General features: G+C 64.4%; 21 protein-coding genes and 1 tRNA gene. 2 read left to right on the forward strand and 20 right to left on the reverse strand.

Going from position 1 to position 20044, the window contains the following annotated elements; genetic code table 11:
* Window positions 1-31: 31 nt before the first annotated feature.
* The 18 genes from nuoK to AB4Z32_RS10535 form a co-directional block, all read right to left on the reverse strand.
* Entirely contained in the window at window positions 32-340 is a 309-nt protein-coding gene (nuoK, locus tag AB4Z32_RS10450) for an NADH-quinone oxidoreductase subunit NuoK (protein WP_036168632.1), read from the reverse strand.
* Window positions 337-990, reverse strand: coding sequence for an NADH-quinone oxidoreductase subunit J (locus AB4Z32_RS10455; RefSeq protein WP_442121784.1), 654 nt, complete (start codon window positions 988-990; stop codon window positions 337-339). Before AB4Z32_RS10455 ends, nuoK begins: the two co-directional genes overlap by 4 nt.
* 34 nt (window positions 991-1024) lie before the next feature.
* A complete protein-coding gene (gene nuoI / locus AB4Z32_RS10460) occupies window positions 1025-1513 on the reverse strand; it encodes an NADH-quinone oxidoreductase subunit NuoI (RefSeq protein ID WP_442121785.1) in 489 nt (162 codons plus the stop codon).
* A gap of 13 nt (window positions 1514-1526) precedes the next feature.
* Window positions 1527-2609: an NADH-quinone oxidoreductase subunit NuoH gene (gene nuoH, locus AB4Z32_RS10465; RefSeq protein ID WP_442121786.1), complete on the reverse strand. Its 1083-nt coding sequence runs from the start codon at window positions 2607-2609 to the stop codon at window positions 1527-1529.
* Window positions 2610-2614: 5 nt separating this feature from the next.
* Window positions 2615-4957 (reverse strand): NADH-quinone oxidoreductase subunit NuoG, encoded by a 2343-nt coding sequence (gene nuoG / locus AB4Z32_RS10470; protein WP_442121787.1) that lies wholly within the window; start codon window positions 4955-4957, stop codon window positions 2615-2617.
* 21 nt (window positions 4958-4978) lie between these two features.
* The gene (gene nuoF, locus AB4Z32_RS10475; protein ID WP_442121788.1) at window positions 4979-6274 is read right to left on the reverse strand and encodes an NADH-quinone oxidoreductase subunit NuoF; all 1296 of its coding nucleotides are present in this window, start codon (window positions 6272-6274) and stop codon (window positions 4979-4981) included.
* Complete coding sequence (gene nuoE / locus AB4Z32_RS10480) at window positions 6271-6747, reverse strand: NADH-quinone oxidoreductase subunit NuoE (RefSeq protein WP_442121789.1); 477 nt, start codon at window positions 6745-6747, stop codon at window positions 6271-6273. The genes nuoF and nuoE overlap by 4 nt, the downstream gene beginning before the upstream one ends.
* A 24-nt stretch (window positions 6748-6771) precedes the next feature.
* Window positions 6772-8025 (reverse strand): NADH-quinone oxidoreductase subunit D, encoded by a 1254-nt coding sequence (locus AB4Z32_RS10485; RefSeq protein WP_442121790.1) that lies wholly within the window; start codon window positions 8023-8025, stop codon window positions 6772-6774.
* A complete protein-coding gene (locus AB4Z32_RS10490; protein WP_442121791.1) occupies window positions 8025-8618 on the reverse strand; it encodes an NADH-quinone oxidoreductase subunit C in 594 nt (197 codons plus the stop codon). The genes AB4Z32_RS10485 and AB4Z32_RS10490 overlap by 1 nt, the downstream gene beginning before the upstream one ends.
* An 18-nt stretch (window positions 8619-8636) precedes the next feature.
* Window positions 8637-9113 carry a NuoB/complex I 20 kDa subunit family protein gene (locus tag AB4Z32_RS10495; protein WP_135190173.1) on the reverse strand — a complete coding sequence of 159 codons (477 nt, stop codon included), beginning with the start codon at window positions 9111-9113 and terminating at the stop codon, window positions 8637-8639.
* Between the two features lie 3 nt (window positions 9114-9116).
* The gene (locus AB4Z32_RS10500) at window positions 9117-9476 is read right to left on the reverse strand and encodes an NADH-quinone oxidoreductase subunit A (RefSeq protein WP_442121792.1); all 360 of its coding nucleotides are present in this window, start codon (window positions 9474-9476) and stop codon (window positions 9117-9119) included.
* A 203-nt stretch (window positions 9477-9679) separates the two neighbouring features.
* Window positions 9680-9764: transfer RNA gene (locus AB4Z32_RS10505), tRNA-Leu, on the reverse strand.
* 227 nt (window positions 9765-9991) lie between these two features.
* A complete protein-coding gene (gene secG / locus AB4Z32_RS10510) occupies window positions 9992-10429 on the reverse strand; it encodes a preprotein translocase subunit SecG (RefSeq protein ID WP_442121793.1) in 438 nt (145 codons plus the stop codon).
* A 53-nt stretch (window positions 10430-10482) separates the two neighbouring features.
* A complete protein-coding gene (gene tpiA / locus AB4Z32_RS10515; protein WP_442121794.1) occupies window positions 10483-11229 on the reverse strand; it encodes a triose-phosphate isomerase in 747 nt (248 codons plus the stop codon).
* Between the two features lie 135 nt (window positions 11230-11364).
* Window positions 11365-12351: an NAD(P)H-quinone oxidoreductase gene (locus AB4Z32_RS10520; RefSeq protein ID WP_442121795.1), complete on the reverse strand. Its 987-nt coding sequence runs from the start codon at window positions 12349-12351 to the stop codon at window positions 11365-11367.
* A 265-nt stretch (window positions 12352-12616) separates the two neighbouring features.
* Window positions 12617-12952: a KGG domain-containing protein gene (locus AB4Z32_RS10525; RefSeq protein ID WP_442121796.1), complete on the reverse strand. Its 336-nt coding sequence runs from the start codon at window positions 12950-12952 to the stop codon at window positions 12617-12619.
* Window positions 12953-13118: 166 nt separating this feature from the next.
* Entirely contained in the window at window positions 13119-13733 is a 615-nt protein-coding gene (locus AB4Z32_RS10530) for a tetratricopeptide repeat protein (protein ID WP_442121797.1), read from the reverse strand.
* Window positions 13734-13766: 33 nt separating this feature from the next.
* Window positions 13767-14528 (reverse strand): GIN domain-containing protein, encoded by a 762-nt coding sequence (locus tag AB4Z32_RS10535; RefSeq protein WP_442121798.1) that lies wholly within the window; start codon window positions 14526-14528, stop codon window positions 13767-13769.
* 400 nt (window positions 14529-14928) lie between these two features.
* On the opposite strand from AB4Z32_RS10535, the gene AB4Z32_RS10540 reads away from it, so the two are divergent.
* The gene (locus AB4Z32_RS10540; RefSeq protein ID WP_442121799.1) at window positions 14929-16341 is read left to right on the forward strand and encodes a M16 family metallopeptidase; all 1413 of its coding nucleotides are present in this window, start codon (window positions 14929-14931) and stop codon (window positions 16339-16341) included.
* A 10-nt stretch (window positions 16342-16351) separates the two neighbouring features.
* Window positions 16352-17770, forward strand: a complete 1419-nt coding sequence (locus AB4Z32_RS10545; protein ID WP_442121800.1) for a M16 family metallopeptidase — start codon at window positions 16352-16354, stop codon at window positions 17768-17770.
* Window positions 17771-17834: 64 nt separating this feature from the next.
* Here AB4Z32_RS10545 and AB4Z32_RS10550 read toward each other — a convergent pair whose 3' ends face one another.
* The gene (locus tag AB4Z32_RS10550; RefSeq protein ID WP_075796307.1) at window positions 17835-18023 is read right to left on the reverse strand and encodes a hypothetical protein; all 189 of its coding nucleotides are present in this window, start codon (window positions 18021-18023) and stop codon (window positions 17835-17837) included.
* Between the two features lie 130 nt (window positions 18024-18153).
* Window positions 18154-20043, reverse strand: coding sequence for a hybrid sensor histidine kinase/response regulator (locus tag AB4Z32_RS10555; protein WP_442121801.1), 1890 nt, complete (start codon window positions 20041-20043; stop codon window positions 18154-18156).
* Between the last annotated feature and the right edge of the window lies 1 nt (window position 20044).

Raw genomic sequence — 20044 nt, forward strand, 5'->3', positions numbered from 1 at the left:
TGTTTATCGAGGAGTTCACAGACCAAACCGCTTAGCCCTTCAGGCTGTCGAGGTCTTCCACGTTGATCGTGTCCAGGTTACGGAACAGGACCACCAGGATCGCCAGGCCGATCGCCGATTCGGCGGCCGCGACAGTCAGGATGAAGAACACGAAGATCTGGCCTGCCGCGTCTCCCAGATAATGCGAGAAGGCGACGAAGTTCAGGTTCACTGCCAGCAGCATCAGTTCGATGGCCATCAGCAGGATGATGATGTTCTTCCGGTTCAGGAAAATACCGACCACCGAGATCGCGAACAGGATCGCGCCGAGGATCAGGTAGTGAGCGAGCGACAGAGTCATGGAGCCTCCTTCTTGGCTTCTGCGGCGGCCACTGCGGCTGCATCGATCGCCTTCTGGTTCACCGTCTGCATCTTGATGATGCGCAGACGGTCGTTACGCTTGACGCTGACGGCCAGGGCCGGGTCGATGGCCTTGGTGTCCTTGCGCTTGCGCAGGGTCAGCGCCACGGCGGCGATGATCGCGACCAGCAGGATCAGGCCGGCGATCTCGAAACCGTAGATGTACTGGGTATAGATCAGCTTGCCCAATTCCTTGGTGCCGCCGATGTGGCCGACGGCGCTTTCAGCCGGCGCTTCCGAAGTGCCCAGGAAGCCGCGCCACAGGACGGCCGCCATCTCCAGCACGACCAGCGCGCCGATGCCCGAGGCCAGGGGCAGGTAGCCCCAGAAGCCTTCGCGCATGCGGTCGACGTTAATGTCGAGCATCATCACGACGAACAGGAACAGCACCATGACGGCGCCGACGTAGACCAGCACCAGCACGATGGCCAGGAACTCGGCCTTCAGCAGCATCCAGATGCCGGCAGCGTTGAAGAACGCGAGCACCAGGAACAGCGCGGCGTGAACCGGGTTCTTGGCGGTAATGACGCGCAACCCGGCGATGACCATGATCGCCGAGAACACGTAGAAAAGAACAGTTGTGAATTCCATGACTTACGCAGGAGCCCTCTTGTTATTAGCGCGATTAACGATATTTGGCATCAGCGGCACGTGCGGCGGCGATGTCGTTCTCGTAGCGGTCACCCACGGCCAGGAGCATTTCCTTGGTGTAGTACAGGTCGCCACGCTTTTCGCCGTGGTATTCCAGCACCTGGGTTTCGACGATCGAATCGACCGGGCAGGATTCTTCGCAGAAGCCGCAGAAGATGCACTTGGTCAGGTCGATGTCGTAGCGCGTGGTGCGGCGGGTGCCGTCTTCGCGCTGCGCCGATTCGATCGTGATCGCCATTGCCGGGCACACCGCTTCGCACAGCTTGCAGGCGATGCAGCGCTCTTCCCCGTTGGGGTAGCGGCGCAGCGCGTGCAGGCCGCGGAATCGCGGCGAGATCGGGGTCTTTTCTTCCGGGTACTGCACCGTGATCTTGCGCGAGAACGCGTATTTTCCGGTCAGCGCCAGGCCCTTGATCAGTTCGGACAGCATCAAGCTGCCGAAAAAGTCTTTTACTCGAGTCATTTCTTGCGCCTCTTTACTTCCAGGGGTTCCACGACGTCTGCATGACGCCGGCGACCAGGACCAGCCACACCAGGGTCAGGGGGATGAACACCTTCCAGCCCAGGCGCATGATCTGGTCATAGCGGTAACGCGGGAAGGTACCGCGCACCCACACGAACAGCGACACGACTAGGAAGGCTTTCGCGAACAGCCAGAAGAAGCCGCCCAGCGCGCCGAATTCCAGGAAGGAGAACGGTGCCGCCCAGCCGCCCAGGAACATGATCGACGCCAGCGTGGCCACCAGGATCATGTTGGCGTATTCCGCCAGCATGAACATCGCGTAGGACATGCCCGAGTACTCGACCATGTGGCCGGCCACGATTTCCGATTCGCCTTCCACCACGTCGAAGGGGTGGCGGTTACATTCGGCCAGGCCGGAGGTAATGTAGATCACGAACAGCGGCAGCAGCGGCAGCCAGTTCCACGACAGGAAGCTCAGGCCCATGCTGGCGAAGTGGCCGCGGGTCTGGGCGCCGACGATGTCGGAGAAGTTCAGCGAACCCGACACCATCAGGATCACGACCATCACGAAGCCCATCGGGATTTCGTAGGAGATCATCTGTGCCGAAGCGCGCATCGCACCCATGAAGGAGTACTTCGAGTTCGAGGCCCAGCCGGCGATGATGATGCCGTACACCTCCATCGAGGTGATGGCCAGCAGCAGCAGCAGGCCGGCGTTGACGTTGGCCAGCGCCGCTTCCGGACCGAAGGGAATGACGGCCCATGCGGCCAGAGCCGGCATGATGGTCATGATCGGGCCGATGATGAACAGGCTCGGGGTGGCCTTGGCCGGCACCACGATTTCCTTGAGCAGCAGCTTGAGCGCGTCGGCGATCGGCTGCAGCAGGCCCAGCGGGCCCACGCGGTTCGGACCCACGCGGATGTGGATCCAGCCGATCAGCTTGCGCTCCCACAGCACCAGATAGGCCACCAGGCCCATCAGCGGCAGCAGGACGCAGACGATTTTCAGCAGCGTCCAGGCAAAGGTCCAGACGGTCGGACCCACCAGGTGTTCGCCGCCAGCGTAAAAACTATTGAGTACGTCAGGCATCGACATTTTTATTAAGCCTTTTCAATCGAAATCGGACCGAACATGGCGCCCAGCGACGAGGTCAGCTGGTGAGCCGCGGCCACGCGCACGACGTTCGCCGGCAGGCGCGCGTCGACGGCGGCGACCAGGGTCGCACTGCCCTCCCCTTGCTGCACGGTGACCATGTCGCCGGCCTGCACGCCCAGCACTTCGGCCAGCTTGGCCGAGATGGTGGCCAGCGGCGCCTGGGCGTCGGCGGTGCGCAGCAGCGGTTCCGAACGGCGCGCGATGGCGTCGGCGAAGTAGATCGGCACGTCGGCCAGGCGCTCCAGCTTCAGCTCGCCGTCCTTGACGTCGGCATACTTGGCCGACACCGGCGCCAGCCTGGCGACGTTGTTCAGCCTGGCCGACAGGTCGACGTCCTTGCCGCCCAGCGCTTCGTCGCGGATCGACTCCGAGTTCTCGTAGTCGAAGCCCGACAGGCCCAGCAGGTTACCCAGCACGCGCAGCACTTTCCAGGCCGGACGGGTCTCGCCCAGCGGCTTGACGGTGCCGTTGAAGCTCTGTGCGCGGCCTTCGCAGTTGACGAAGGTGCCGGCGGTCTCGCTGAACGGCGAGATCGGCAGCAGCACGTCGGCGTAGTCCATGCCGTGCTTGAAGGCCGACATCGCGACGACCATCTCGGCGCCCTGCAGTGCCTTGATGGCTTGCTGCGGGTTGGCGGCGTCCAGTTCCGGCTCGGCGTTCAGCAGCACATAGGCTTTCTTCGGCTGGGCGAACAGGTTCGCGGCGTTCTTCGACGTGGCGTTGACCAGGTAGCCGCCGACGGTGTTGGCGGCGTCGACGAAGTAACCGAACTTGGCGCCGGTCTGCTCGGCGATCCACTGGGCACAAGCGTGCAGCTTCGAGGCTTCCGGATGCTGCATGGCGGCGTTACCCAGCAGGACGGCGCCCGGCAGGTCTGCGGCGTTCTCGACCACCAGGGTCGCGGCGATGGCCTTCACCGCGGCCGACACTTCGATGCCTTCGAAACCGGCCGGGGCTTGGATGCCCTTGGCGGCGGCGACGGCGACGGCGATCTCCGACAGCGCAGCCAGCCAGTCCGTTGGTGCGGCGATGATGCGGCCGTTGGTCGGGATCAGGTTGTCGTCGTCCGAACCGTGGACGATCGTCAGCTTGGCGCCCGACTTGACGGCGGCGCGCAGGCGGGTCGCGGCCAGCGGGTGGTCCTTGCGCAGGAAGGAACCGACGACCAGCACGCGCTTGAGCGTCGACAGTTCGGCGATCGGCATGCCCAGGTGCGGGACCACCGTGCCGTCCAGCGCGAAGTCGCTCTGGCGCAGGCGGAAGTCGACGTTCTCGATGCCGAAGCCGCGCATGGCTTTCTGCAGCAGGAACAGTTCTTCGACGGTCGAGTGCGGGGTCGCGACGGCGGCGATGCTGTCGGCGCCATGCTCGTGACGGATGTTACGCAGGCCGTGGGCGACGTACTCGAGGGCGGTCTGCCAGTCGGTGTCGATCCACTTGCCGTCCTGCTTGATCATCGGGTTGACCAGGCGCTCGGCGTTGTCCAGCGATTCGTAGGCGAAGCGGTCCTTGTCCGACAGCCAGCACTCGTTGATGTTCTCGTTTTCCAGCGGCAGCACGCGCATCACCTTGCCGCCCTTGACCTGGACGATCAGGTTGGTGCCCAGCGAGTCGTGCGGCGACACCGAACGGCGGCGCTGCAGTTCCCACGGACGTGCCGAGTAGCGGAAAGGCTTGGAGGTCAGCGCGCCGACCGGGCACAGGTCGATCATGTTGCCCGACACTTCGGAGTCGACGGTCTTGCCGACGAAGGTGGTGATCTCCGAGTGCTCGCCGCGGCCGACCATGCCGAATTCCATGACGCCGGCCACTTCCTGGCCGAAGCGCACGCAACGGGTGCACTGGATGCAGCGGCTCATCTCTTCCATCGAGATCAGCGGACCGGCTTCCTTCGGGGTCACGACGCGCTTTTCTTCGCTGTAGCGCGAGCCGCTCTTGCCGTAGCCGACGGCCAGGTCCTGCAGCTGGCATTCGCCGCCCTGGTCGCAGATCGGGCAATCCAGCGGGTGGTTAATCAGCAGGAATTCCATCACGGACTTCTGTGCCTGCACCGCCTTGTCGCTGTGGGTGCGCACGATCATGCCCGGCGAGACCGGCGTGGCGCAGGCCGGCATCGGCTTCGGCGCCTTCTCGACTTCCACCAGGCACATGCGGCAGTTCGCTGCGATCGACAGTTTCTTGTGATAGCAGAAGTGCGGGATATAGGTTCCCAGTTTGTTCGCGGCGTCCATCACCATGGAACCTGGTGGGACTTCTACTTTCTTGCCGTCTAATTCAATTTCAACCATTTGATCGTTACCTGACCTGGTTTAAAGGTATGCGGGCACGAGGCAGTGCTTGTGCTCGATGTGATATTCGAATTCCTCGCGGAAGTTCTTGATCATCGCTTCCACCGGCATCGCGGCGGCGTCGCCCAGCGCGCAGATGGTGCGGCCCTTGATGTTGAAGGCGATGTTGTTCAGCAGATCCATGTCTTCCGGACGACCCTGGCCGTGCTCGATACGGTGGACCATGCGGTACATCCAGCCGGTGCCTTCACGGCACGGGGTGCACTGGCCGCACGATTCCTCGTAGTAGAAGTAGGACAGGCGCAGCAGCGACTTGACCATGCAGCGGGTCTCGTCCATGACGATCACGGCGCCCGAACCGAGCATCGAACCGGCCTTGGCGATCGAGTCGTAGTCCAGGTCGGTGTCCATCATGACGTCGCCGCGGATCACCGGAGCGGACGAACCGCCGGGGATGACGGCCTTGATCTTCTTGCCGCCGCGCATACCGCCAGCCAGTTCCATCAGCTTGGCGAACGGCGTACCCAGCGGGACTTCGTAGTTGCCCGGACGCTCGACGTCGCCCGAGATCGAGAAGATCTTGGTGCCGCCGTTGTTCGGCTTGCCGAGGCCCATGTAGTTCTCCGGACCCATGTTCAGGATGAACGGGACGGCTGCAAAGGTCTCGGTGTTGTTGATGGTGGTCGGCTTGCCGTACAGGCCGAACGAGGCCGGGAACGGCGGCTTGAAGCGCGGCTGGCCCTTCTTGCCTTCCAGCGACTCCAGCAGCGCGGTTTCTTCGCCGCAGATGTAGGCGCCGTAGCCGTGGTGGGCGTGCAACTGGAACGAGAACTGCGAACCCATGATGTTATCGCCCAGGAAGCCGGCGGCGCGCGCCTCTTCCAGCGCCTCTTCGAAGCGCAGGTATTCCTGGAAGATCTCGCCGTGGATGTAGTTGTAGCCCACCGTGATGCCCATCGCGTAGGCGCCGATGGCCATGCCTTCGATCAGCGCGTGCGGGTTGTAGCGGATGATGTCGCGGTCCTTGAACGTACCCGGCTCGCCTTCGTCGGTGTTGCAGACGAGGTATTTCTGGCCCGGGAACTGGCGCGGCATGAAGCTCCACTTCAGGCCGGTCGGGAAACCCGCGCCGCCGCGGCCGCGCAGGCCGGAGGTCTTCAGGTCGGCGATGATCTGCTCGGGCGGAATGCCTTCTTCCAGGATCTTGCGCAGGGCCGAGTAGCCGCCACGCTTGACGTAGTCGGCCAGGTGCCAGTTGTCGCCGTTCAGATCCTTCAGGATCAGCGGATTGATGTGGCGGTCGTGCAGGCTGGTCATTTGTTCAGTTCCTCCAGCAGGGCGTCGATCTTCTCGTCGCTCATGAACGAGCACATGCGGTGGTTATTCACCAGCATGACGGGTGCGTCGCCGCAGGCGCCCATGCACTCGCCTTCCAGCAGGGTGAACTGGCCGTCTTCGGTGGTGCCGCGGTAGTCGATGCCCAGGGCATCCTTGATGCGCTGGCCGGCGCGCTCGCCGCCCGACAGGGCGCACGGCAGGTTGGTGCACACGGTGATCTTGTGCTTGCCGACCGGCTTCAGGTTGTACATGTTGTAGAAAGTCGCGACTTCCTGCACGGCGATGGCGGGCATGCCGATGTAGTCGGCGATTTCCTGCATCGTTTCCGGCGCCAGCCACCCCTTTTCGACTTGTGCGTGGGCCAGCGCGGCCATCACGGCCGATTGACGCTGGTCGGCCGGGTATTTCGCCAGCTCGCGGTCAATTTTTTGTAAGCACTGCTCAGATAACATTTTTTCTCTTCCTTATCGACCGGATCAGCGGTCAATCGAACCGAACACGATGTCCTGCGTACCGATGATGGTCACGGCGTCGGCAATCATGTGGCCGCGCGCCATTTCGTCCAGGCTCTGCAGGTGCACATAGTCCGGGGTACGGATCTTCAGGCGGTACGGCTTGTTGGCGCCGTCCGACACGATGTAGATGCCGAACTCGCCCTTCGGATGCTCGATGCCGGTGTAGACCTCGCCCGGCGGCACGTGGAAGCCTTCCGAGAACAGCTTGAAGTGGTGGATCAGCGATTCCATGTTCGACTTCATGTCGACGCGCGACGGCGGCGCGATCTTGTTATTGTCGATCATGACCGGACCCGGGTTCGCCTTCAGCCAGGCGACGCACTGCTTGACGATGCGGTTGGACTGGCGCAGCTCTTCGATGCGGACCAGGTAGCGGTCGTAGGAGTCGCCGTTGGTGCCGACCGGGACGTCGAACTCCACCTTGTCGTAGGCGGCGTACGGCTGGACCTTGCGCAGGTCCCAGGCGATGCCCGAGCCGCGCAGCATCGGGCCCGAGAAGCCCATGCCCTTCGCGTCTTCCGGGGTCACCACGCCGATGCCGACGGTACGCTGTTTCCAGATACGGTTGTCGGTCAGCAGGGTCTCGTATTCGTCGACGTAGCCGTCGAAGCGCTTGGTGAAGCCTTCGATGAAGTCGAGCACCGAACCCTGGCGGATTTCGTTCAGCTCGTCCACGGCGCGCTGGTTGCGCACCAGCGACGGCTTGTGCTTCGGCATTTCGTCCGGCAGGTCGCGGTACACGCCGCCCGGGCGGTAGTAGGCCGCGTGCATGCGCGCGCCCGACACCGCTTCATAGACGTCGAACAGGTCTTCGCGGTCGCGGAAGGCGTACAGGAAAGGACCCATGGCGCCGATGTCCAGCGCGTGCGCGCCCAGCCACATCAGGTGGTTCAGGATGCGCGTGATCTCGTCGAACATGGTGCGGATGTACTGCGCGCGGATCGGGGCTTCGACGCCCAGCAGCTTCTCGATCGCCAGCACGTAGCCGTGCTCGTTGCACATCATCGACACGTAGTCGAGGCGGTCCATGTACGGCACCGACTGCAGGTAGGTGCGGGTTTCCGCCAGCTTCTCGGTGCCGCGGTGCAGCAGGCCGATGTGCGGGTCGGCGCGCTGGATGACCTCGCCGTCCAGTTCCAGCACGAGGCGCAGCACGCCGTGCGCTGCCGGGTGCTGCGGACCAAAGTTCAGGGTGTAATTCTTAAGCTCAGCCATTATTTCATCCCGTAGGTTTCTTCGCGGATCACGCGCGGAATGTTTTCACGCGGCTCGATCGTCACGGGTTGGTAGATCACGCGCTTCTGCTCGGGGTCGTAGCGCATCTCGACGTAACCCGAAATCGGGAAGTCCTTGCGGAACGGGTGGCCGATGAAGCCATAGTCGGTCAGGATGCGGCGCAGGTCGCCGTGACCTTCGAACAGGATGCCGTACAGGTCGAACGCTTCGCGCTCGAACCAGTTGGCGTTGCGCCAGATGCCGGTGATCGACTGGACCAGGGGCATTTCGTCGTCCGGGCAGAACACGCGGACGCGCACGCGCCAGTTGTGCTCGATCGACAGCAGGTGCACCACCACCGCGAAACGCAGGCCATCCCAGGTGCCTTCGCCATAGTTCAGGTAGTCGACGCCGCAGAGGTCGATCATTTCTTCGAACGCGAGCGATTTGTCGTCGCGCAGGGTCTGCATCGCCGCAAGATAGTCGGCGGCCTTGACTACCACGGTTACTTCGCCGAGAGCCGACGAAATGGCGGCGCGCTCGCCGAGCGCATTCTTCAGGGCGAGCTCAAGGACTTCGAGTTTTGTCGTCATGGTGTTAGCTGCTTGGTTTTATCGCGCGATGGTGTTGGTGCGCTTGATCTTGTTCTGGAGCTGGATGATGCCGTACAGCAGAGCTTCAGCGGTCGGGGGGCAGCCCGGGACGTAGACGTCGACCGGCACGATGCGGTCGCAGCCGCGGACGACCGAATAGGAGTAGTGGTAGTAGCCGCCGCCGTTGGCGCAGGAACCCATCGAGATGACCCAGCGCGGCTCGGCCATCTGGTCGTAGACCTTGCGCAGTGCCGGCGCCATCTTGTTGCACAGGGTGCCGGCGACGATCATCACGTCGGACTGGCGCGGGGACGGACGGAACACGACGCCGAAGCGGTCGAGGTCGTAGCGGGCGGCGCCCGCGTGCATCATTTCGACCGCGCAGCATGCGAGACCGAACGTCATCGGCCACATCGAACCGGTACGGGCCCAGTTGATCAGCTTATCGGCTGTGGTGGTAACAAAACCTTCGTTTAAAACGCCTTCAATAGCCATGGCTTATTCCCAATCAAGGGCACCTTTCTTCCAGATGTACCAGAAACCGACAACGAATTCGGCGATGAAGACCATCATCGTGACGAACGCCGGCCAGCCCAGGTCGCGAATCGAGACGCCCCATGGGAAGAAGAATGCCGTTTCCAGATCAAACAAAATAAACAGGATCGCGACCAGGTAGTACCGGACGTCGAATTTCATGCGCGCATCTTCGAATGCTTCGAAACCGCATTCGTACGGCGACAGCTTGGCAGCGTCGGGACGGTGCGGCGCAATGATGCGGCCAAGGACTTGCGGAGCGACGCCAACGCCGATGCCGACAAGAAGGAACAAAAGGACGGGGAAGTAATTCTCGAGGTTCACAGCAGAAAAGCCTTATTGAACGATCGGTTGATAAAACACTGCATTGACTGCAGCACCGCATCGCGCAATCCTGGCTTTTTGCCTACCACCAGGATCGTACGACCGAAGACCCTGGGATGTTTTCCAGGATCCTCAGAGATCCTCGTAAAAAAGCCAGCTAGTGCAGGAGCGGAGCCCGTGCGCCCTAGCTGGCTTCTGTATCTTGGTGCCGACGGCGAGACTCGAACTCGCACAGCTTGCGCCACTACCCCCTCAAGATAGCGTGTCTACCAATTTCACCACGTCGGCTGGAGACCAGTATTCTACCCTGCCTTAGCACCTTTTTTCAATGCTCAAATTGCGCTAGATCAAGGAAAACTACTGTTTTTTCTCTACTGTGTTTTCGCTGTATTCACAGCCTGGCGGGTCGAGAAGCCGCCAGGGCTTGCTGGCGGAGAGAATCCACCGATACTACACCACCCCGCGCAAGCCTGCACGGAGGGGTCCGCATTTGACCGTGCGGAGCGGAGCTTGCCTTACTTGGACGGAGCCGGAGCCGGAGCAGCCGGAGCCGACGGCACGCCGGCGGCCGCCGGGACGTCCTGGGTCGCGGCCGGCGCCGGAGCCTGGGCGGCCGGCGCCGTGTTCGGCACGGCATTGCCGGCATTGTTTGCAGGCGCAGTCGCCGGAACGGTCGCGTGCTCCATCACCCCGCCGCCGATGCTGGCTGCCGGACGGTTGGTACCGAAGTAGGCCAGCGCGAGGGTCGAGGCGAAGAAGATCGCTGCGGCCACTGCGGTCGACTTCGACAGGAAGTTGGACGAGCCGCTGGCGCCGAACAGGCTGCCGGACGCGCCGGAACCGAAGGCGGCGCCCATGTCGGCGCCCTTACCGTGCTGGACGAGCACGAGGCCGATGATGGCCAGCGCGGACACGACCTGCAGAACAACGATCAGATTGAACAACACGTTCATTATTATTCCATTCCAAGGTTAACTACGTTGCAAATTCTATTCTGGCGGCATGCTCAGGTCGCGTGAATAATAGCCAGAAAATCCTGCGCCTTCAACGCCGCCCCGCCGATCAGTCCGCCGTCGATGTCGGGCTGGGACAGCAGTTCGCGCGCATTCTCCGGCTTCATGCTGCCGCCGTACAGGATGGCCACGCCATCCGCCGCTTCGGCGTTACGCACCCGCAGCTGCTCGCGCAGCCGCGCATGTACCTCCTGTGCCATCTCCGGCGTCGCAGTCCTGCCGGTACCGATCGCCCACACGGGTTCGTAGGCAACCACGATCTTCGCCACCGCTTCGGCCGGCAGCAGCTCCAGCACCGCGTCGAGCTGGGCGCCGACCACGTCGAAGGTCTGCCCCGCTTCGCGCTGCTCCAGGGTTTCGCCGACGCAGACGATCGGGGTCAGCCCCTCCTTCAGCGCCGCCTGCGCCTTGCGCGCCACCAGCTCGCTGCTCTCGCCATGGTAGGCGCGGCGCTCCGAGTGGCCGACGATCACGTAGCGGCAGGCGAAGTCGGACAGCATCTTGGCGCACACTTCGCCCGTATAGGCGCCGCCCTCATACGCGGACACGTCCTGCGCACCCCAGGCAATGGCACTGCCTGAAAGCAGGTCTTCGCACTGCTGCAGATAGGGTGCCGGCACACACACGGCGGCCGATGCCTTCGCATCGCCGAGTCCCGCGGCGATATCCGCCAACAAGGCCGCATTGACCAAACGGCTACCGTTCATCTTCCAGTTACCTACGATGAGCTTGGGCCGCATCAGAACCTCACGGTCAAATAACCCGCTATTTTAGCGGTCGTTGAATGGACGGTCAAACGAAGGCTGACCAAAGGCTTGTCATTCATGGTGTTTTCCAAAGTTGTGGGTATTCGTTTCCCGGTAGCCTGCGCCGGCTCAGGCGGGCGCCACCTGCAGCATGATCTTGCCGACGTGGGCGCTACTCTCCATCAGGGCATGGGCCTGGGCGGCCTGCTCGAGCGGGAAGCTGCGGTAGATCACCGGCCTGATCTTGCCGGCCTCGATGAGCGGCCAGACACGTTCGCGCAACTCGCGTGCGACCTGCGCCTTGAAGGCCACCGGGCGCGGACGCAGGGTGGAGCCGGTAATCGTCAGGCGGCGGCGCAGTACCTGGCCGAGGTCGACTTCGGCGCGCGCGCCGCCCAGCAGCGCGATCAGGGCGATGCGGCCATCGTCGGCCAGGCAGGCGATCTCGCGCTTGATGTAGTCGCCGCCGACCATGTCGAGCACCACGTCGACGCCCTTCCCGCCCGTCAGCTCCTTGACCACGGCCGAAAAATCCTCGGTCTTATAGTTGACACCGCGTTCGGCGCCGAGCTGCTCGCAGGCGCGGCATTTGTCTTCGCTGCCGGCGGTGGCGAACACGCGGTGGCCCATGGCGCTTGCGAGCTGGATCGCGGTGACGCCGATGCCCGAGCTGCCGCCCTGCACCAGCAGGGTCTCGCCCGGCTGCAGGGCGGCGCGCTGGAACACATTGCTCCAGACGGTAAAGAAGGTTTCGGGCAGCGAGGCCGCTTCCAGCGGGCTCAGTCCCTTCGGCACCGGCAGGCATTGCTCGAGCGGGGCCGCGCAGTATTCGGCATAGCCGCCGCCCTGCACCAGGGCGCACACCAGGTCGCCCTTGTTAAAGCCGCTATCGCCGAGTTCGCCGTCGACGATCTCGCCGGCCACTTCGAGGCCGGGCAGGTCGGAGGCGCCGGGCGGCACCGGATACTGGCCGAGGCGCTGGAACACGTCGGGACGGTTGACGCCGGCCGCGATCACGCGGATCAGGATTTCGCCGGCCTTCAGCACGGGCAGCGGACGTTCGCAGGGCTGCAGCACCTCGGGCGAGCCGGGCTGGGTGATTTCGATTGCGCGCATGGAGACTCCTGTGCGGATAGGCCTGTTGAACAAGTGGCAATTGTACGCCACCGGCAAGCCGTGACCAAGCGAACTGCCGCCTGGAAATTGCTGATAACGTTACCATTGCGCAACTAAATGCTCAGAATGAGACGGGCCGTGCCCACAAAGCCGTCGTCCCCGCGAAGGCGGGGACCCAAGTTCTGCGAAAGCCATCGAAACGCTTTCAAACTTGGATCCCCGCCTGCGCGGGGACGACGTGGTGTGTTGCGTTAGTGCTTGCTAATTACTTCTTGTTGTCGTTCTTGTGGCTCTGCGAGCCAGCCTTCGCATGCTGCGCCGACGAGCCGCCGCGAGTGCCGCCGCCGCTGCCACCGCTGCCGCTCTGCTGGCTGCCGCCGCCCTGGCTCTGCTGGCTGCCGTCGTTCTTGTGGCTCATGGAGCCGGCGCGGCGGGCTTCTTCCGAGTTGAACTCGTGGGCATTGCCCGAAGCGTGTGCTGCCTTGCCGCCTTCCGAAGCGATTTCGCGCTGTTTTTGCGGATCCATCGATGCGAAGCCGCGGTTGCTGGTGTCGCTCTGGTTGTTACCCTTGTTGCCGCCGCCTTGATTGTTCGATGCCATGCTTACCTCCGATAATTGGTGAGTTATGCACCAGCCCGTTCGAAAACTGGCTGAGACAAGACCATGGTAGTCACCATGCACCAACCCGCCCACCATGAAAGCCCCATGGCTTTGTAGGATCGGGCCTTCAAGCCACGTCAGCCTGGTCTTTGCACCTGAAAGCAACTCAAGGGGTGTTGTTGCCGGTTCTGGACTGGGTCGGCAAGGGGGTGCCGGGCTTCCAGTTGCGCGACAGCGCCTGCCCTTCCTCGACCTGCTCCTGGGTCATCTGGCGCGCGATCAGGGCGCGCTGCTCGGTGGCGCTGCGGTGGCCGCTGGCGGCCGCCAGGTTCCACAGCATGTAGGCGATGACGAAGTCCTGGGGCATGCCGGCCACGTGGTAGCGGTACATCAGGCCGAGCGCGTGCTGGGCATCCGGGTGGCCCTGCTCGGCCGCCTTGCGGAACCAGGTGACGGCCAGCTTCTGGTCCACGGGCACCGCGTTGCCGGTGTAGTACATCGCACCGATCACGTACTGGGCGTCGGCCTTGCCCTGCTGGGCCGCCTTGTAATGCCAGGCGAAGGCCTGCTTGTAGTCGCGCTGCACGCCGCGGCCCATGTAATACATCAGGCCCAGCAAGTGCTGGGCATCCGCGTCGCCGGCCTTGGCGAGCGGCGTGATCTCCTTCAACGCCAGCGCATAGTTGCGGGCGTTGTAGGCGTTGGCGCCTTCCGTGAAGCCTGCCATCGCACTGCTGTGCAGCCCCAGGGCCAGCAGGATGGCAACGATGTGTTTTCTCATTGTCTCGTTCGGAACGGTATTTTTATTGTTGTGCTACTTCCAACTGACCTTGCCCAGGCCGTCGACCGCCACCTTGCGGTTCAGGGGCTTGCCGTACACCGTTACCGAGCCCATGCCGGACAGGTTCAGGCTGGCGTTCTGGTGCRCCGTAACGCTGGCATTGCCGAGGCCGGACAGGTCGACGTTGACGCTGTCGGCGACGAATTCCTTCGCATCCAGGCTGCCCAGGCCGCCGAGGTCGGCCTTCAGCCATCTGGCGCGTCCATTGAGGGTCACGAAACCGGCGCCGCGCAGATTCAGGTCGACGCCCTCGCCGCTCAGGCTGGTCAGGTTCATGCTGCCGATGCCGCCCAGGCTGGCCGTCACCATCCTGTAATTACACGAGATGCGCATCGATCCGGCGCCATCCAGGCTCAGTTCCAGCTCGTCGCCGGAGAAACCGGAGACGTCGGTCGAACCCAGGCTCTCGGAACTCACCTCGCGCAGCGCGGGCAGGGTCAGCTCGGCGTGCAGGGAACCGAGGCGCACGCGGCCGTGGACGTCGGTATCGATGTTCAGCGTATCGCCGCTCTGCACCGTCACGGTCTTGGCCAGCCAGCGCGGATCGCCGCTCAGGGTCAGGGTGGCCGTGCTGCCCTGCCTGATCCGCAGGTCGACCGCGCCGTCGAGCTTCACGCGCACCACGCGCGCATCGATGGGGCGGGTCTCGGTGGCGACCTCGGGCGCTGCCTGCGCTACACCGAAACAGGCAACAATTCCCGCGGCCGCCATGCCGAGCTTAAAAACCTTGTTCATCCAGTTCTCCGAATCCATGTTCTTGTTGTGCAAGCGTACCGTGCTCGATGAAATTGTGCTAGTTCGACAATTTTCAAGATGGCATCACACATGGTCAGAGTAAAGCCCCGGCGCGTCCATGCCCACGGGATTGCGACGAACTGCAGAAAGCGGGCCCCGAGCGACACGATGGCGGGAATGACATGCAGGCCGGAGACGCGGCGGAACCGACCATTATGCGCCGCCCCACCATGAAAAACTGTACGGATTTGTCATCGAATCGTCTCCGCTTTTAGTTGCCACCCAAACAAAAAGTTACTTATTTGCATGACATTGCGCTAATATGAGCCGCTGCCTGGATACGATCCGGACAGAAAGACGCAGTTTCTAGTTCAGCCCAAACCAGAGGTTATCAATGCGCATGCGCCTATTACCCGCCCTGCTGGCCGGGGTGTCGCTGTCGATGTCCGCGTACGCCGCGAACAGCGACCAGTGGACCCTGCCGGTCAACGTCAAGAAGCTCGACAACGGCCTGACGGTCGTCGTCTCCGAAGACCACAGCTCGCCGACCGTCGGCGTGTCGGTCGTCTACCACGTCGGCATGCGCCTGGAGCCGCGCAACCGCACCGGCTTCGCCCACCTGTTCGAACACCTGATGTTCCAGGGCACGCCGAATTCGCCGAAGGGCGTGTTCGACCGCACCATCACCGGTGGCGGCGGCCGCAACAACGGTTCGACCCGTCCGGACTTCACCAACTACATCGAGACCGCGCCGGTGTCCTCGCTCGAGCCCATCCTGTGGCTGGAAGCGGACCGCATGAAGACCCTCGACTTCAACCCGGCCACGCTGAAGAACCAGCAGGACGTGGTGAAGGAAGAGATCCGCGTGAACGTGAAGAACCAGCCCTACGGCGGCTTCAACTGGATCGATATCAGCAAGCTGGCCTTCAACAAGTGGGAGAACAACCACGACGGCTACGGCAGCTTCGAAGACCTCGAGGGCGCCAGCCTGGACGACGTGCGCGGTTTCCACCGCGACTACTACGGCCCGAACAACGCGGTGCTGGCGATCGCCGGCGACGTCACGCCGGCCCAGGGCTTCGCGCTGGCCCAGAAATACTTCGGCGGCATCGCCAGGCGCGCGACCCCGAAAGCCACCGACTTCTCGGAAGGCCTGAACACCCAGGAAAAACGCATCGAGCAGAGCGACGCCCTGGCCCAGGTGCCGGCCGTGGCCGCCGCCTGGAAGGTACCGGCCCGCGGCACCGCCGACCAGGCCCCGATGGCCGTACTGGCCGAACTGCTGGCCGGCGGCGACGCCTCGCTGTTCTACCAGGGCATGGTGAAGGGCCGCGAGATCGCGCTGAACATCTCCGGCGGCTTCGGCCTGACCGGGCCGTTCGAGTACGACGGCCCGACCCTGTTCACCGTCACCGGCCTGTACAAGCCGAACAGCAGCGCCGACGCCATGCTGGCCGCGATGGACGAGGAGATCGCCAAGGTCGCCAGGGACGGCGTCGACGAAGCCACCCTGAAGCGCGTCAAGACCAGCATGCTGTCCGACTGGAACAACGGTCTCGAAAACATCCTGAGCCGCGCCGATACCCTGGCCAAGCTGCAGACCCTGTGGGGCGACGCCAACGTGGTCAACAAGGTGCCGGGCTGGATCGAAGGCGTGACGTCGAAGGATGTCCAGCGCGTCGCCGCCACCTACCTGGTGAAGGCCAACCGCACCGTGATCGACCGCAGGCCGGTGGCGAAGCCCGCACCGGCGGCCGCGCCGCAGCCGGCCAACAAGGCCGACACCGCCCCGGCCCCAACCGACAAGAAATAAGGAGAGCACGATGAAAAAACTGATGCTCATTTCCGCCATCTCGATGGCGTTTGCAAGCCCGGCCTTCGCCGCCGAAGCCGCCGCCCCGGCCAAGCCGGCCGGCATGCCCGCCTACGGCAAGGACAAACCGCTGCCCTCCCCGCACATCGCCAAGAAGACCCTGGCCAACGGCCTGCAGGTCTGGGTGGTGCCGCGCAACGGCGTGCCGCGCGTCGACATGGTACTGGCCGTGCGCGGCGCCGGCTTCATCGCCGACGACGCCGCCCACCCGGGCTTCGCCAGCATGTTGGCGGGCCTGCTGAACGAAGGCACCGCCAAACACGATTCGCGCGCCATCGCCGAACTGGCCCAGGGCCTGGGCGGCTCGGTGGGCGGCGGCGCCAGCGCCGACGGCATCACCGTCAGCGCCAACGCCCTGGCGTCGCAGGCCGGCGCCATGATGCAGCTGCTGGCCGAAGTCGCGCGCACACCAATCTTCCCGGCCAAGGAAGTGGCACTGGCCAAGGCCAACGCGCTGCAGTCCCTGCGCGTGCAGGAAACCCAGCCGCGCTTCCGCGCCGAGCGCGCCGTCAACCGCGCAGTATTCGGCGAGCACCCCTACGGCCACACCACGCCGACCGTCGAAGGCATCAATTCGGTCGACGAAGCGTTGCTGCGCGCCGAGCACGCCAAGCGCTTCCGTCCGGACCAGGCGCTGCTGGTGATCACCGGCCGCATCAAGGAGGCTGATGCCATGAAGCTGGCCCAGCATGCCTTCGGCGACTGGAAGGCCGAAGGCTCCGCCCCGGCGGCAAGCGCAACGGCGCCGGCCGCCGCCAAGCCGGTCCACATCCTGCTGGAGCGTCCGGGCAGCGTGCAGTCGACCATCCGCGTGGCCGGCTCCGGCATCGCCGCCACCGCCGGCGACCAGGTGCCGCTGCGCCTGGCCAGCACCATCCTGGGCGGCGGCTTCTCGAGCCGCGTCAACATCAACCTGCGCGAGGAAAAGGGCTACACCTACGGCGCCTCGGCCGGCGCGCGCATGATGCGCGAAGGCGGCAGCATCGTCGGCGGCGCCGACGTACGCAACGAAGTCACCGGCGCGGCCCTGAGCGAGTACTTCAACGAGTACAAGCGCATCGGCGGCGAGCTGATCTCGCCGCAGGAAATGGAGATGCACAAGCGCTACGTGGCCGGCGGCTACGTGCTGTCCAACCAGATGCAGCGCGCGGTGGCCGCCACCCTGGCGATGAACTGGCTGGTCGGCCTGCCGCCCGAGTTCCTGTCCCAGTACGTGCCGCTGATCCAGAAGGTCACGCCGGAACAGGTGCGCGACGTCTCGAAGAAGTACTTCAACCCCGAGCACCAGTCGATCGTCGTGGTCGGCGACAGCAAGTCCGTGGGTGAGCAGTTGAAGGCTTTCGGCGACTTCACCGTCACCGACAAGTAATCCCTCGCAAGGACGAGCAAGAGCCTCCCGGGTGCGAGCCCGGGAGGCTTTTTTCATCCGCGGATCACTTCTTGGCCGACTGCTTGCTGCCGCCGCTCGACGACTGCTTGGTCTCGCCGTGCTCGGCGCGCTGCTTGTTGACGATGCGCGAGGCGACTTCCTCCTCGCGGCCGGGGTAGCGGTGTTCCTTCTTGAACTCGGTCTCGAGCTTCTTGTACTCGCGCTCGCGTTTCGGGCTGGCTCCCTTGGGCATGATGACCTCCGTGTGGTGGCGATGCCGCCAGAATAGGACGTCGGCCAGTGCGATTCCGTGCGTTGGCGAACGCAATGCGTGGGCACGCCCGTCTTGAGGCCCCGGCCTCAAGACCCCACGCATCGTTCGATCAGCCCTGCAGGGCTTTTTCGAGGTCGTCCAGCTCCGCCGGCTTCACCAGGTGTGCATCGAAACCCGCCTCCTGCGCCTTGCGGCGGTCTTCCGGCGAACCGTAGCCGGTGTGGGCCACCAGCCGGATCGACTTCAGTTCCGGGTGCTGCTTGAGCATGCGCGCCACCTCGTAGCCGTCGACGTTCGGCAGGCCGATGTCGAGCACGATCACCTCTGGGCGGAGGGCCGAAGCCAGCTCGACGATGCCGCTGGCGTCGGCCGTGGTATGGGCTTCGTAGCCCATCTCGGTCAGCAGGAAGGCCATCATCTCCATGGCGTCGACATTGTCGTCGACCAGCAGCACGCGGCGCCCCTTCGTTCCCGCCTGACCGCCCTCCTCCGCGGCCGGCGCGGCCTGTTCCGGCATCGAGGTGCGCAGCACCGGCAGCTCGACCGTGAAGGTGCTGCCCATGCCGATCCCGGGGCTGCTGGCGGTCAGGCGGCCGCCGTGCATCTCGAGCAGGCGCGAGACCAGCGACAGGCCGATCCCCAGCCCTTCCGGCGCGCGGTCCGGCGGCACGGCGGCCTGGGCGAACATGCCGAAGATGCGCGGCAGGTTGTCCTCGGCGATGCCGATGCCGTTGTCCTGCACCGCGATACGCACGGTATCGCCGTCCAGCTGGACCTCGACGTGGATCAGTCCGCCCTTCGGCGTGAACTTGGCGGCGTTGTGCAGCAGGTTGCCCATCGACTGGGCCAGGCGCACCGGATCGCCCGAGACCCAGACCTGGCGCTCGGGCTGGACCACCTCGAGGCGGTGCGCGCGCGCCGCGATCAGCGGACCGGCGGTCTCGATCGCCTGCGCGATCACGCCCTTGATGTCGACTTCTTCCCTGCGCAGCGCGATCTTGCCTTCCGAGATGCGCGCCACGTCCAGCAGGTCGTCGACCAGGTGGGCCAGGTGGTCGACCTGGCGCGTGATGACTTCGCGCGCGCGCGCCTGGAGCTCGGCGGCGGCGGAGCCGGTGGAGCCCAGCAGCGCGGCCGCATTGCGGATCGGCGACAGCGGATTGCGCAGCTCGTGCGCCAGGGTCGCCAGGAATTCGTTCTTGTTGCTGTCGGCCGCGCGCAGCAGGCCTTCCATCTCCTTGCGCCGCGTGATGTCGCTGGTGACGCGCGCCACGCGGTAGACCTCGTCGCGGCCGTCGCGCACCGGGAACAGGCGGTCGCGCACCCAGCGCAGCGAACCGTCCTCCAGCACGATACGGAACTCGGCCTCGTAATGCGGATTGCCCTGCAGGCCGCGCCACAGGCTGTCGATATGGCTGCGGTCGTCGGGATGCACCGAATCCCTCCAGCTGCCCGGCTCGCGTTCCAGCGACTCGATGCTGCGGCCCCAGATCGCGGCATAGGCCGGGCTCACGTATTCGAGCGCCCCCTCGGGCACCGAGAACATCCAGAACACGTCCTCGATGTTGTCGGTCAGCTGGCGGAAGCGCTCCTCGCTGTCGCGCAGCGCGCTCTGGGTGCGGCGCATGCGCAGCAGCGCCTTGACGTTGGCGATCAGCTCGTCGGCTTCGATCGGCGCCGCCAGGTAGTTGTCGGCGCCGCCCTCGAGGCCGCGGATCTTGTCGGCGCGCCCGGTCAGCGCGGCCGAGGTCTGCAGCACCAGCACCAGGGCACTGTCGGGGTCGGCCTTGATGCGGCGGCAGACCTCGATGCCGTTGATGTCGGGGAGCTTGACGTCCAGCAGGACCAGCGCGATCCCGCCGCGCTTGACGGCCGCCAGCGCGTCGGTGCCGTTGGTGGCTTCGACGACCTCGAATCCGGCGCTCTGCAGGATCCGCGTCTTGGCGTAGCGGGCGCCGTCGTTGTCGTCGACATTCAGGATCAGGGTGGAGTTCGTCATC

Source organism: Massilia sp. 2TAF26 (assembly GCF_052115005.1).
Classification (GTDB): Bacteria; Pseudomonadota; Gammaproteobacteria; order Burkholderiales; family Burkholderiaceae_D; genus Telluria.